Below are 13,672 nucleotides of genomic sequence, written 5' to 3'. Positions count from 1 at the left end.
AGCTAACTCGTTGTCGTTACTCCAAGGCTACTAATTTCAGTCGTTAACATAAGCTCTGAGATTAGTTCATCGACGATATAGTGTGGTTTTAGATGGATTGAGCAGTGATAGCTCCCAGTAGTACTACGAATGTCTGAGACGCGGACTCTTGCTTCGTTTAGAGGATAGCGAGCCATAGTTTCCCATTTAAGGTTATCACCACCTGTTGAATATTTGTTTAACCACGATTGCAGCTGTTGCTCACAATCAGAAGCAGATGAAAATGAACCAACCTTATCTCTTATCATCACTTTAATATAATGGGCGAAACGACTAGCACATAGAAGTTGTTGAAGCATAGCGCTAATACGTGCATTTGCAGTGGCTGATTTATTATCAAATTTTTGACTGCGGTGTAATGTCGAGGAGCTATAGAATGCAGCAAATGGCGCTTCATAACAGGCACATAGCGGTAATAAGCCTAAATTGCCTAACTCTCTATCCATGTTGTCAGTAATGAGTGTTGGAGTGAGGATTTTATCTTTGTTATCCGCTTGTCCTTTGTGGCATTTAAAAGCTGTAACTAGCCCACCGCCAAAATAATCACGAGGTACTCCACGTATATGTGAGAACCAACCAACATCGTTGAACTCGCGTATCAGAACGCTTCCTAGGGCAAAAGCACTGTTCCCCCAAAGGTAGTCAAGGCTATCAGGAGAGCTAACGTTTTCTTTAAAGTTAAGCACGTGACTTTCACTGCGTTCATAAGGTTGACGCATTAATATACCTGGTAGCGTAATGGTAATAAATCGGCTATCAAGAGTGTTACGTAATGCATTCCACCGAGCGTATTCTTTATGATTAAAAATAGATTCCAGGTTGATCGAAAGATTCATCTGTTGGAAGTCATCAAGACCGAATAATGAAGGGTGAGCCCCGCAAATGAATGATGTAAATGATGCGGCAGCAACTTGTGAGATACCTGTTAAAGTATAAACATCATCGTATGGGTGATCTTTGTTGGGCATATGGTTGACACGATAGTCACCTATCAATGCTCCAAAAGGCTCTCCGCCAGCGATGCCAAACTCTTTATTATAAACCAGTTCAAAAAGACCGCTTTGTTGTGGTTCTGAGGCGCGTTGTTGATCTTTAGTGATTAAACGCCAGCTTGCATCGAGAAACTTAACTTTGCACTTGCGGTTTTGTCCTGTGCTTTCAGTTAGATAGTGTAAGCCTTGCCAAGCACTTTCTAGTGCTTGAAATTTATCGTGGTGTAGAATGGCGTTTAGTTGTTTTTCAATCAACTCATCTATTAAGCTAATTTGGTAGTTGAGCCATAAATTAACCGAGCTGTTTCTGATGAAGGTGCTGCAATGAGGATTGTTGATCCATAATGCTATGGCGTCTAAATCAGGAGCGAATTCTGCGGCTATGCTTGTTGTAGACTGTCGACATGAGGGGGCTTTAGACGCATATACATCTACCTCATTTAAAAGAGTACTTGTTTTTTTTCTTTCGAGTATTGTCGACATAATTTAATTGGCAAAGCGGTTTCATCTATGAGATGAAACCGCAATAGTGCCTTATCCTACGTTAGGAATGTTAGCAACCATACGGAGAGAGGTTGTAAGCTCCTCCATCTGTAACCACGGCTTTAAATAGGCAATAGCGCTATAAGACCCTGGTGCACCTGGGTTCTCTCGAACTTCAACACGTGCCTCTGCCAGTGGATATTTCGCCTTCATTTCTGCGCTGGCATCTGGGTTTGAGTTGGTGTAGTTCGAGATCCAGTTGTTTAACCATCGCTCGGCGTCTTTTGCCTCCATAAATGATCCAATTTTGTCACGAGCCATAACCTTGAGGTAATGAGCAATTCGTGCAGTGGCCATGATGTAGGGTAAGCGAGATGAAATGCTAGCATTCGCAGTTGCATCTGGGTTGTCGTAGACTTTTGCGTCCTGAGATGTCTGTGCACCAAAGAAAACAGAGTAGTCAGTATTCTTGTAGTGACAAAGAGGAAGGAAACCCTGATTACTCAGCTCAGCCTCTCTTCGGTCAGTAATGCCGATTTCTGTCGGACATTTTTGGTCGGTGTCTCCATCATCGCTTTTGAATATATGGCTCGGTAGCCCCTCAACTTTACCGCCACCTTCGGCACCACGAATTGCGGTACACCAGGAGTTTTCAGCAAAAGCTTGCGTGAGTGTCGTGCCCATGACGTAAGCAGCATTCATCCAGCAATATTGATCATGATCTACTGCGACAGACATGCCAGAACTTTCAGTAGGGAATTCCTCGTAGTTAAATGCTTCAACAGGTTTAGTGTTTGCGCCGTAAGGTAGACGTGACAAAGCGCGCGGCATTGTTAGCGTAACAAAGCGAGAGTCTTCACTATCTCTAAAGCTCCGCCACTTGATGTACTCCTGGGATTCGAATATTTGCCCTAGGTCACGCGGCTTGGAAAGTTCTGTGAACTCATCAAAGCCAAACATTTCGGGACCAGCAGAGGAGATGAATGGGCAAAATCCGGCAGCTGCAACGTTTGACATATTTCCTAAAAGATCTATGTCCTCAGGATGGTTGGTGAATTGGAAGTCGCCAATCATTGCGCCATATGGTTCACCACCAGCGATACCAAACTCTTCTTCGTAAATCTTTTTGAAAGTTTGGCTTTGGTCGAACTCCACCGCTTTGTCTAGATCCTTAAAAAGTTCACGTTTACTAATGTTGAGCATGCGAATCTTTAATGTGGCGCTAGTTTCGCTATTCATGACAAGATGGTTAAGACCCCGCCAGGACCCTTCAAGCTTTTGAAACTTCTCATGATGCATGACGGCAGCTAATTGCTTTGAGATAGCTTCGTCGATTGCAGTGATTGCGCTGCCTATTGTCTTTGTTAGGTTGCGATCCCAACTTACAGTCCCCTTGAGGACTTGCTCCGTTAAATTGCTAAGCAAGTCTTCGGCTTCTTCTCGCTTGGTTTGACGAGTTGCACCTATAGCTTGCTCTAAGAGATTGGCAGATTCTTCAACGGCCTCTGCAACGGCACCAGATTCTAGCTCTTCAGTACTCATTATTCTTCCTCACCTTTGCCTAGTTGTTGTGAAATTTCTGTTACCTTATCTGTGTTTTGAAGAATATCTTCAAGTAGTTCTTCGAGCTCTTCGGAACGATCGGCTTTACTCATAAGGTCCCTCAGTTTATTTCTAGCTTCGAGTAGCTGTTGTAGAGGCTCGACCTGTGCTACTACATTTTCAGGGGTGAAATCATTCATAGACTTAAAGTCTAAGTCGACTGTTAGCTCAGAATCATCGTCAGTTAAAGTGTTTTCTACGTTCATCTCAAGCTTTGGGTTAACCTGAGATAGTGCGGTGTTGAAATTATCACGATCTATTTGAACAAATTTACGATCTTTGAGAGATTTTTTGTTGGCAGTATTATCGCCTGAGTAATCGCCCATTACACCGACGACAAAAGGCAGCTCTTTTTTAACTTCAGCTCCATTTGTTTCTACGTCATAAGTAATATGGACGCGTGGCTTACGTACACGTTTGAGTTTGTCGTGGATGCTTTCTGACATCGTCTTCTCCTTGTGGTTTGTTTTTTAACGAATTAGGTTAGCAGATGGTTCTACTAACAGAATTAGTGCCTACTACCAGGCTTCATCTTCTTCTATAGGTTGCTCCCAAGTTTCTTCCTTGGGCTGAGTTTCTTCAGGTATTTCGCTTGGTTCTTCTTCAGGCTCTGCTGATACAACTGAATTACTGTAAGCGACATACTTATCTGTAGCGCTTCCATCGAGCTTTACGCCTGTTAGCTGTGCATATAATGCTCGGGATTGATCATCGGGCATCAGTTCCATCATGAGCTCTGAGACAGGCATCCGACCCCATTTTATCGCCCGATCTATTGTAGATGCAATTGGTGTGTGTGGTTCGTAAAGGCGGAAAAAGTCAGCGGCATTTTTCAATTGTACTAAAGCTTGTTCTCTATTGTTGATTACACCTTGATGGCTGTTTTTTAAAGCGTTCGTTGTTTTTGGTGTTTGCTCGCTAGTGATTAATTGATCCTCAGTGGCCTCAATTTCTTCGGGTTCTTTTGATGCAGATTGAATTTCAGCTAACTTATCTTTTGTGGCAAAACGTAAGGTTCTTACGATTTCTTCAAGTAAATTCTTAAGATTACTGCTTGGCGGCGAATCATTTCCACAGTGTTGTCGTAACTGTTGATTCATTTCATTAAATTGACTTAATGCGTTTTCTAGGTTTGCAATCAGCTCGGCGTAAAAGGCTGCAGGGATATTGGCTATACTATTGTCGATTTCTTCAAGTGTATAGCCTAATTCATCATAGCGGCTTGCACGTGCTTCCTCGTCAGAAATTCGTGATGCCTCCTTGGCTTGGTGGTATTGCCAAAATGTGTAATGCTCATCAGCGCTAGCAGGTAAAATGAGACAGTTTCTAATGGGGGTGAGAAGAGTTCCTTCCCCCCCATCACCGTTAAGCCCTGTAATTGGAGCGACGGTAGTTTCTATGCCGTCTTCATCAGGGAGAGGGTAAATGCCTTCCCAAAAATTCTGTACGAGGCCGTTTAATATCTCAAGCCCTTTACTAAGGCCATGAAAACCATCTTGGCGAATTAATGCTTCAATATACCAGCAGCAAACCTCAAGGTCCTTGCTAACATTCTTTAATATTTCTGGACCGCTAACGATTACGGGTTGCCATAACTCAATAATATTAACATCGTCATCATTATCAAAAAGATATGCTCTCTCTGCAGCCCTGGCACTGTTCCGTGCATCTTTAATTGTGTAGTAGTAGGATGCAGGGTCACGATCTTCACGAATATCAGCTCCATTTATGCTATCACTACTAATGGGTGACAAATAGGATTGCGCGTCGCTTAATTCTTGCATATTTAACATCCTTGCTTACTTGTTCTGGTGTATATAATTAATGAGTTATTTTAGCTTCGTTATTCCCAGTGCCCGCTTAACATTGAGTGATAGTGTTCGCTGGCGGGGAGGCCCTGACAAATAATAGAAGTATTGTTGAAACTTGTTGTTGACCAAAGACTTTGCGCAGTATGTACATCAAGATCATTGAGCAGTGACTGGGTAAAGTAGCAGTGACTTGAGGCTAAATTAGATCGTCCCTCTTGTTTTGTGACAATTAGGTTTCCATAATGAGCAACCTGTGTTTGTGTAGCTTCGTCAATTTGTAACTGATCAATTAGATCTATTAAATTATCAGCGCTTGCTTGCTGACTTAACGCCTGAAGAGCAATGTTCTCTGTTGCTTGATACCACTCTTGTAGGTCGTAATATAATTCAAAGCAATTTGTCGCTTCAGGAAACTCTTTGACAATAGAGAAGGGGAAGTAACGTCCGATGCTATCTACGCTGGGAATAACGATGCCCGCCCAGACATGACGGTCAATTACGCCACTCGATAAACAAAATCTCCATACTGGACTGTTAAGATAGGACGGTAGCCAGTGCTCACCAAGCTGCTCCCGGCTAACAGCAATGCACCGCCTTAGCCAACAATCCCAGGATGTTCGAAATTCATGACTAAGCCGCCGATCGATAAAATCCCCGTGTGCCGGCAATTTTCCATAAATACCAGTCGTCATTTAAAGCACCTTCGGGCAGCGATAGTGGTTAAATAAGTTTTTACGGAACGGGTTGTTGGCGCTGTTGGCAGTAAGTTTTAGCTGCGCCTCTCTACCATCCTCTGCAAAATGAATAAGATAGCTGCTATTTGATTGAGCCTGCTTTATTGAGGCATCATCTAGCATTCTGAATAGCGCCCAATCGCCTTCATACTTCATGTGGTGCCCACTACTGTTTAAATCTTCAAAGCTAATCTCAGCAATAGTGTCCATGCCACCTATCCACTGGAACTTTTCCGTTATTCGTGGACCATGTGAGTAATCAAGGGTTGCTGAGCCGATAGATAGTTCAAAATTTCTTACGGCAGAATCTAGCTTGGTTGGTTGAAGCCTAAAATCAAACGAAACTTGATCACCTTGTTTGTAAAGCGCAGTTCGAATTGCCTGAGAACGCTTGAATTGTTGAAGAGATGATGCACTGATTCCAATGTTATAACCGTCGATTGATTTATTGCGCCACTTATGAGTGTCGAGAAATGGGGATAGGTAATCGTCAATAAACTGCTTTTCGCTGCCGGATGGCGAGAAGAAATTGTTAAAGTCGATCATAGGTATATCATTGTTGCTGGCGGCAATAGGGTAGCGACCACTGATAAAGCTTAAATAGTCACTGTAAACCTGCTGTCGCCACTGTGTATCTAAATACGCTTTAGCATTACCAAGTACAACCTTCCAGCTGTTGTCAGCAATGCTAAGTAGCCACTTATCAATAGGAGAGGGAGCTCTTTTGGCTTCAATACGTAACTTGTTAATTGCGTCAACCTTACCTGAGAAGCGGGATTTAGCAGCTTCGAAGGATGCCAGTTGCTTGTCGGGGCTGGTGTTTATTTCGTCAATATATTGTTGTGCAGCTGCTATAAGCTCAATATAACTGTTTATTCTTGCGGGTTGATTCCGTTGGCTGCTCATTAATTGATGAAGTTTACTAAACTGTTTGTCGACTATCGTAGGAGGTTCTTGCTTGTCGGCTACAAACTCACCTGCTAATTGAGCAGCTTTGTTTTTAGGGATTAGTTCTTTGTTTATTGTTGGTGTGATTTTCGTGTTATCGGATATTACCTCAATGATACTGTAGAGAGGTGAGTAGGCTGGGTCAGCAAGAATGGCGAGTCGTTCTGAAGCATCATTTAAATTTGAAAAAGGACGAAGTTTTAAGCCATTAGTAAGCTTTAACCATTGGTCATTGTAATCCTTAAGGTAGAGATTCTTAAGTTCATGAGCGAGTTCTTTTCGATCCCTCTCCGTAAAATCATCCATACTGTTGTCGTCATAAATCCAGCGATCAGCCGACATTTGAGTCAATAGTGGAGAGTCCTGACTGAAATCTAGCTCCTTATATCCTGCTTTAGTGTAAAGGTATTCGGGGTGGAGTAGAGGGTTGTTTTGGCTGATTGAAAAGGCTTGCGATAGGTTATCACTGCTAAGTGCTTCATGCAGATTGAGGCTGCCTTGCTGTTGGTTGTTTTTTAGGCTGGCATAAAGCCTGTTTGCCGGTGGCGTTCGTCTTAATTTTATCCTGGCAGTATGCACTGCTTTATCATTAGCATTTATGCTTAGGTTTGGCAGGGCCAAAAGGGCTGCTAAATGCTCTTCAAGAGTGACAATTTCGCTACCTTTACCGCTATATCTTCGTTGCCAATCTTTGTTTGCCCAATCTTTTATAACCTCGTAAGAATCACTACGTTGTTCGGTTAGGATGAGATAGGCTTTTAGGCTATTGAGCAAGTTCGAGTCGTCATTGTTAAGCGTTAATAGCTCACGTTCCATGCTGTGAGCAAGGCGAGGTAATAATAGTGCTTTTAACTGATTGTTGTAGAGACGGCGAAGCTCTTTAGAGGTTTCACCATCATGCATCCCTAGGTTACTTAGCCATGGGCTTTGCTCTTCACTTGACATGTCGGCGGCAACCTTAAGTTGCTGCAATGAGAGTAACGTTTTTAATGGATCTTGTTCATTCTTATTTGGTTTAGCCTCTGCATATGTCGCCAGTTTTTCATCAATGCTGTTGTTCAATAGTTTATTTTGTGTGATGGCGCCTGACCAAATTATTAAAGAACCAGCAGAGAGAGCAGCTAGGCTTACAAAACCAACATAGCGAGCGATATTAATTGTTCGTTCAACTCGTTTATTACTGCCGACAAGTTCTGCTTCACTAAAGATAACGTCGAGGAGAAGGCGCTTTAAAAAATAGCTTTTTCCCTTCGCGGCAAGTTGTGCGCTATTGTCACGGCTTAGGCCAAAGTTAGCGCTGACAGCAGCCATCATTCGGTCTATTGGGTTTCCTTGTTGTGTTGCGCTAGTGAAATATACGCCCCTAAGCTTGGGTGTTTGTACATAGCTATTGCTGGTAAGTAGCGTCGCGACATATTCTTCTAAAAGTAACTGAATACTTTCCATACGTGCTGGAAAGTTTTGTAGTGTTCCTCGTTTAGAAACGTCTCTTTCAAGGTTTATCTTAGATAAAAGGCTTCTGTTGAGGCGCTGTAATATAGTGGCATATTGCTTAGAGAACTGTGCGGTTAAAGGACTGCTGTCATCATCGGTAAATGTTACACCAAGAACCTGTTCTCTCTCGCTCACTGTAAGGTGTTGGAAATATTCACTAAATCCAGCTATAAGGTCGCACTTTGTAAAGTTTAGGTAGACAGGAAACTCAATCCCAAGCTGTTCCCTAAGCTCGTCGAGGCGTGTTCGGATTGTCTTTGCGCCTTGTAGTCTTTGGTCAGTTGTCTGTAGCATCAGGTCCTGAATGCTGACAGAAACAATGACGCCGTTTATCGGTCGTCGCTTACGGTATTTTCTTAGCATTGACAAAAAACCATGCCAAGCGGTATTGTCAACAACACGATGACTGTCCTGCGTAGTATACCTTCCGGCAGTGTCGATAAGAATTGCTTGGTCGGTAAACCACCAGTCACATTGGCGGGTTCCGCCAATGCCCTCTAACGGCTGAGCCTGTTGATCTTTTGATAGTGGGAATTCCAGTCCAGAGTTGAGTAGCGCGGTAGTTTTTCCTGCGCCAGGAGGCCCTATCAGTAAATACCATGGAAGTTGATAAATGCTGCGCTTACGTCCTTTAATTTTGCTACTTTTAAGTGTGTTAATGGCATCGCGGAAGCGTTGATTTATAGCCTGAAGCTCTTCACTACTTCGAGCTCCCTCACTATTATCATCGGTTTTGGTTATTTGCTGATTGAGAGCACGTTCATTCTTATAAGTAATAGCAAAGCCAATGAATTGCCATATGATCCATGCGCCCCATACGATCGCTATTAAAATAGCTCTGCTGGTGTGGCTTACAGTGTTATTATTTTCGCCAAACTTTATATATGAAGCACCAAACCATATGATTGTTGAAAACGCAATAAGGCCTAAAACGCCTAAAGTCCATGGGTGGCTGATGAATCGAGCTAATTTATCACGCATAAAGAGTTCCGTTGCCCTGGATGAAGATTATTGATCGCTTACATTAAGCTGATGAATGAGGTCGAGAGTGTAAGACGTATCTTGGTGCAGTATGTATTGGAACCCGCTATAACTAACTAGGAGTAGAGCAAGTACTACGCTACTGATGATCCAGAATGGAACTCTCTTTAAGAGGCCTTTCTGGCTGCCGAATATTGAACGCCATTGCGCGGAAAGCTCATCTTCTGCAGGTTGGCGGTGACTCTCTATTGTTTGATATAGGCTGTCTCTTATTTGTTGAAGCTGCTCAAAGCCCCTGTGTTCAAGTCGGTACTTCCCTTCAAAGCCGAGGCTTAAAACATAATAAAATAGCTCTAGAAGGTCGATATTTTGTGCTGGGGCTGAAAGAGACTGCTGAAGTAGAGCAAAAACTTTTTCACCGCCGAAGGTTTCATTATGAAAAACACTTAGTAGAGAATGATTTGCCCAGCCACAGGTAGCTCCCCATGGTGTTTTTAAGATTGCTTCATCAATAGCTGAGCAAAGAATATATTGTGCAATAGCAGTTTGCTGAGGATCGACTGAAGCATTGCGACAATGGTTTGCGAAACGTGTCATCTCATCACAAAGTGTGCGATGAAGCGTCTTATACTCACGATGATTAACCGTAGTGCGGAGCTTCATTATAACTGTTAGAAGTGTTGCAGCTTTATTTGAGATGATGCTAAGCCCTTGCCTAACTTCTTGTGGTTGCAGTGCTGCGGGAGCGATTTGCTCCCTGAATTGTGGCGTTGGCGCCTCGTGAGCTGAACCGCCTGGCGTTGGAATCATTATTGTTCTGTCATTACCTGTTGCGGCAGGAGCAGGAGTAAAACCTTGATTATTCATAATATCAGTCCCTTATAGCCCATAGCTCGAGTGTTAGCTCAGGATATTCCCCGCTGAGATGAACCGCTATACCGCCAGAGCTTGCTAGTTGGGCAAATAACTCTGAGTTACGATCTATCTCAAAGTAATTAAAGCCTGCATGATAAGGTACTTGTCGAGGTGCAACGGGAAGTGGTCTTAGCATCATTCCGGGAAGTTGAGTTGTTATTAGCTCTCTAATCCGTTCAACAGGTGCAATTTTGCACTGTGTTGGTAGCATCGTACGAACAGCTTCACTTGGCATTGCAGCGCTAACAGCAATGACAAATGTTGATGTAGAAATTAAGCTTGGATCTGTTATAGGCGCTACGTAAATCCCATACTTTCTTTGCGTTAAGTTTAATGAAACTGCTGTTTGCTCCAGGACCATAGAAAGTTGTTGGCGTAGGCTGCTGAATACCCTGTAAAAACACTCTTGTAGGTTATCATGTTGATAATTTGGGAATAGTGGAGGTCGCTTTTGTGTTGTTGTGAATGTCGCGAGCTCACCAGCCATTTGTATTAGTTCACTATAAAATGTTAGGGGATGGATAGTCTCAAGTTTGGCAAGATGAGCGGTGAGGGGCTCTAATCGGTTTACAAGCTGAAGTAACATATAGTCAGCAATTTCAGCAGAGCCTGAGCGGCCGCTATCAGCAAGGCGATGACCTAGTGCCTCGCCACGTTGTTTAAGCATACCGTTGAGCTCGTCGAAATAGCCGCGAAGAATTGTTGAAATGTTGCAGTCAATGGTTGCAGGGATAAAATCCTGGTCTAATTTAATCGGTTGTTCGATGTTGTTTTCGATAACTTTAGCAATAGCTATACTGACATAGCCACTGCGATCTTGCGTTTCAAGTTTTAGTTCTAAGCAGAGCTTCCCTATTTGTATTTCAGTTTTTTCTGCACCACTAGAAGCCGAGTTTCTTGCTTCAAATTTGCTGACTCTGTATCGGGCAAGCGTTGTTTCATCATCGCTGGCGCAAGTATCTACAGCACCATTGCGGCGAAGTGGAATACAGAGGTAGATCAGCTGATTTGAGGTGTTTTCTGGTATTTCAAGAACACTGGGTAGGCTTTCGAAGTCGGGGGCATTGAAAGGTGTTCCATCTGGGAAAACACCGCTTGCTTCGGAGATAGATATTTTTCCGAGCTTCATCGGCTCTTTATCAATTTTTAGTAAGTTGAGTCCCCAGTTATAAGCTCCCATAGCCTTAAATCGGCCATCAACAAATCGCTCCATATAGCGATCCTGTTGTTGAAAATGTTGTGGGCGAAGGAACATTCCCTCACTCCAGATGACTTTATTGCCAGCTGACATAGCTTACTTTCCCTGTAGTAAATGCGACTAGAGCGTTATTTTTTTAAGACAATAGCGTCTTCTTGAGTAAGTAGCTCAAATTTATTTTTGCTGTGGGCCACTATAGGGACGGATATTACATTACGAGACTTTTCATACTGTGAATACTCTGCAAGTATGCCGAGGAAGCGCACCTCAGAGGAAAGTTCAATTGTTTCAACGCGTTGTTCGCCAGGGACAAGTTCTTTCAAGACAATGGTGTCAATCAGATCATTTCCTAGTAATTGGTTAGCGTTGCGGTATAGATCTATAAATTCTTCTCTAGAAAATTGACGATTATCACTTAGTTTATATATGCGTAGAGTAAGTGGTGATGCTCTGCCGTCATGGTCAGGGTTTAAGTTGTCACTAGCCTCTATTTCAAATGATGCGACTGTATCTAAATTAAGCATTGAGCGTGTTTTAGTACAAGAAGTAGTTACGAGTGAGATTAAGATTGCTGCAAGTAAAATATTGAGTCGTTTCATTATGTGCATCCTAAAATATTATTTCTTTGTAAGGCTTCTTGTTGATTTTAAATCGGCGAGCTGCTTTTCATAAGCACTAGAAAAGAAATCACCAAATAACAGCTTATAACATTGTTCGTTGTCGGCGCGAAGAGTTTGAAAACGGTTTTGGTAAAGGTCCCAAAGCTGGGCTTTTTTATTGCTTAGTAATCCTGACTTTATTTGTTGCTCGCCGATTGCTTGCATTTTCTCTGGTGAAAGCTGTTCTAACATAGCTTCATAAGCTGCTTTCATGCCGGACATTACGGCAACTTGGTGATCAGATATATCATCAAAGCCGTCACTAATAGCGTGATGTGGTGACATGAAAGTACTATTTTGCCCGTTAAACATCACGGAAAGAGCATCGTCAGCAGAGGCTGAAAATTTAAGTGGATTATTATTATTTGTTTCAATCATAGTGCGATCAACTCGTAACTCATTTTTGATGCTACTGCGAGCCCTAAGCAAATCGATTAAACGATTGAGGGTCTCTTTTACAATAAGAGCTAGCTCTGGAGAAAGACTTTCGAGCTGCTGTTCATTTAAAGTTGAGAGGCCAAAATCCTTGGCTATCTGCTGATTAGCACTATTAGCTTTGGTGTGATCCTCTGCAGGAGATGTTGGCGTCTGAGTCGCGTCTCTGCGGGTAAGGCTCTGAGGCACATGACCTAATGGGGCGCTAGGTATTTGATTGGAGGCGGTAGTATGCGGTTGAGTGATAAAAGGCTGTTCAAACTGTGCTGTCTGAAAAGCTGTGTTTTGTGTTGTTGTAGCCGCTTGAGGTGGAATAGCCTGATTTACTGGCGCTTTAGGAAGATTGTCTGGTGATATGTTGTTTGTTTCTTGTAAGCTATTATTCTGTGTAGCAAGCCCATGAGATGGGGGGGGCTGATGTGCAGGCACCTGTATTGATTGCGACATTGGATCACAGTGTTCTTGTTCGCTGTTCCACCAATCGTCATCGCTGTTCATGGCACTCGAAGCGGTCATCGAATTAGCTCCGCTACCCAATTGTCCAGAAGAGAGGCCTAGCGTGGAGCCTATTGGGTCATTATTGCTGAAAGCTGGTATTGACGCTGGTGTGGCGAATGGATTATTTTGATTGTGCTGTGTAATACTCTGCAAATTATTGCTTGCAAGAGGTGTAGTCTCTGCGCTGGAAGTTCCCCAGGAATCTTGCTCAGATAGTGCGGGCGTAATTTGTTGGGATTCCTCATTCCGGGGTGGCGATAACCAGCTATCGAAATCATCATCTGCATTATTTCGTTCGATAGGTGTCGCGTTGGAAAACTGTGTTTTATCTGTCTGATCGAGAAAATCAACTGACTCAAGGCCGGAGGGAAGGGCTGGGTTAGTGTTGATGATATCAACAGATAAACGATAGTCACCAATTAGAAGAATATCACCCTTATTCAGTACGCGGCTGTTTTGACTTCCTATTGGTTCTTTTGCGTCATTTATGTATGTGCCGTTTGTGCTAACGTCGATAATTTTAAAATTATTATCTTTCCATTCTATCCTAGCGTGTGTTGATGAGACGACGCGGTCTAGGTCGGGAAGCATCCAGTCGTTCTCGGTCGATCGCCCAAAACAGCCACCCTCGCTTGTAAAGGTTTTTGTGTGGCCGGTCATGTTGGCTTCTTTGGGGCCATCTGTAACTGTTAATACTAAATCCATTTATTGCTTAGCTCATCTTTTGGTAGCGTTAAAGCTACTGTTAATAGAGGTAAAAATTAGCAATTAATTCCATGTTCGCTGAAATACAGCTGCCATTCTAGCTTGTTGTTGGAATATATTCCATTTAAAATTGTTCATTATCACCCGAGTTTGGGTGTGCCACTGTGTTATGAATGGA

Annotated in this window: 10 protein-coding genes; all 10 read right to left on the bottom strand. The window is 42.9% G+C overall.

Going from position 1 to position 13,672, the window contains the following annotated elements; translation table 11 throughout:
- Nucleotides 1–2 precede the first annotated feature (2 nt).
- Nucleotides 3–1,514 carry a type VI secretion system contractile sheath large subunit gene (gene tssC / locus EDC56_RS13120; RefSeq protein WP_123713037.1) on the bottom strand — a complete coding sequence of 504 codons (1,512 nt, stop codon included), beginning with the start codon at nucleotides 1,512–1,514 and terminating at the stop codon, nucleotides 3–5.
- 51 nt (nucleotides 1,515–1,565) lie between these two features.
- Entirely contained in the window at nucleotides 1,566–3,059 is a 1,494-nt protein-coding gene (gene tssC / locus EDC56_RS13115; protein ID WP_123713036.1) for a type VI secretion system contractile sheath large subunit, read from the bottom strand.
- Nucleotides 3,056–3,562, bottom strand: a complete 507-nt coding sequence (tssB, locus tag EDC56_RS13110) for a type VI secretion system contractile sheath small subunit (protein WP_123713035.1) — start codon at nucleotides 3,560–3,562, stop codon at nucleotides 3,056–3,058. The genes tssC (EDC56_RS13115) and tssB overlap by 4 nt, the downstream gene beginning before the upstream one ends.
- Before the next feature lie 72 nt (nucleotides 3,563–3,634).
- Nucleotides 3,635–4,900 (bottom strand): type VI secretion system protein TssA, encoded by a 1,266-nt coding sequence (gene tssA, locus EDC56_RS13105; RefSeq protein WP_162844196.1) that lies wholly within the window; start codon nucleotides 4,898–4,900, stop codon nucleotides 3,635–3,637.
- Nucleotides 4,901–4,959: 59 nt separating this feature from the next.
- Complete coding sequence (gene tagF / locus EDC56_RS13100; RefSeq protein WP_123713033.1) at nucleotides 4,960–5,619, bottom strand: type VI secretion system-associated protein TagF; 660 nt, start codon at nucleotides 5,617–5,619, stop codon at nucleotides 4,960–4,962.
- Complete coding sequence (gene tssM / locus EDC56_RS13095) at nucleotides 5,620–9,084, bottom strand: type VI secretion system membrane subunit TssM (RefSeq protein WP_123713032.1); 3,465 nt, start codon at nucleotides 9,082–9,084, stop codon at nucleotides 5,620–5,622. It lies immediately after the preceding gene.
- 27 nt (nucleotides 9,085–9,111) lie between these two features.
- Nucleotides 9,112–9,951, bottom strand: a complete 840-nt coding sequence (gene icmH / locus EDC56_RS13090) for a type IVB secretion system protein IcmH/DotU (RefSeq protein WP_123713031.1) — start codon at nucleotides 9,949–9,951, stop codon at nucleotides 9,112–9,114.
- A 4-nt stretch (nucleotides 9,952–9,955) separates the two neighbouring features.
- Nucleotides 9,956–11,290: a type VI secretion system baseplate subunit TssK gene (tssK, locus tag EDC56_RS13085; RefSeq protein ID WP_123713030.1), complete on the bottom strand. Its 1,335-nt coding sequence runs from the start codon at nucleotides 11,288–11,290 to the stop codon at nucleotides 9,956–9,958.
- 35 nt (nucleotides 11,291–11,325) lie between these two features.
- On the bottom strand, nucleotides 11,326–11,796 hold the full coding sequence (gene tssJ, locus EDC56_RS13080) for a type VI secretion system lipoprotein TssJ (RefSeq protein ID WP_162844195.1): 471 nt from the start codon (nucleotides 11,794–11,796) through the stop codon (nucleotides 11,326–11,328).
- Nucleotides 11,797–11,814: 18 nt separating this feature from the next.
- On the bottom strand, nucleotides 11,815–13,494 hold the full coding sequence (gene tagH, locus EDC56_RS13075) for a type VI secretion system-associated FHA domain protein TagH (protein ID WP_123713028.1): 1,680 nt from the start codon (nucleotides 13,492–13,494) through the stop codon (nucleotides 11,815–11,817).
- Nucleotides 13,495–13,672 lie beyond the last annotated feature (178 nt).

Origin of the sequence: Sinobacterium caligoides (genome assembly GCF_003752585.1) — a bacterium.
GTDB classification, from domain to species: Bacteria; Pseudomonadota; Gammaproteobacteria; order Pseudomonadales; family Sinobacteriaceae; genus Sinobacterium; species Sinobacterium caligoides.
The sequence above is the reverse complement of the archived record's forward strand: the minus strand, read 5'-3'. Positions and strand labels throughout refer to the sequence as shown.

Coding starts and splice junctions, on each gene's coding strand:
- tssC (WP_123713037.1), bottom strand. CDS start 1,514: ATGTCGACAATACTCGAAAGAAAAAAAACAAGTACTCTTTTAAATGAG.
- tssB (WP_123713035.1), bottom strand. CDS start 3,562: ATGTCAGAAAGCATCCACGACAAACTCAAACGTGTACGTAAGCCACGC.
- tssA (WP_162844196.1), bottom strand. CDS start 4,900: ATGCAAGAATTAAGCGACGCGCAATCCTATTTGTCACCCATTAGTAGT.
- tagF (WP_123713033.1), bottom strand. CDS start 5,619: ATGACGACTGGTATTTATGGAAAATTGCCGGCACACGGGGATTTTATC.
- tssM (WP_123713032.1), bottom strand. CDS start 9,084: ATGCGTGATAAATTAGCTCGATTCATCAGCCACCCATGGACTTTAGGC.
- icmH (WP_123713031.1), bottom strand. CDS start 9,951: ATGAATAATCAAGGTTTTACTCCTGCTCCTGCCGCAACAGGTAATGAC.
- tssK (WP_123713030.1), bottom strand. CDS start 11,290: ATGTCAGCTGGCAATAAAGTCATCTGGAGTGAGGGAATGTTCCTTCGC.
- tssJ (WP_162844195.1), bottom strand. CDS start 11,796: ATGAAACGACTCAATATTTTACTTGCAGCAATCTTAATCTCACTCGTA.
- tagH (WP_123713028.1), bottom strand. CDS start 13,494: ATGGATTTAGTATTAACAGTTACAGATGGCCCCAAAGAAGCCAACATG.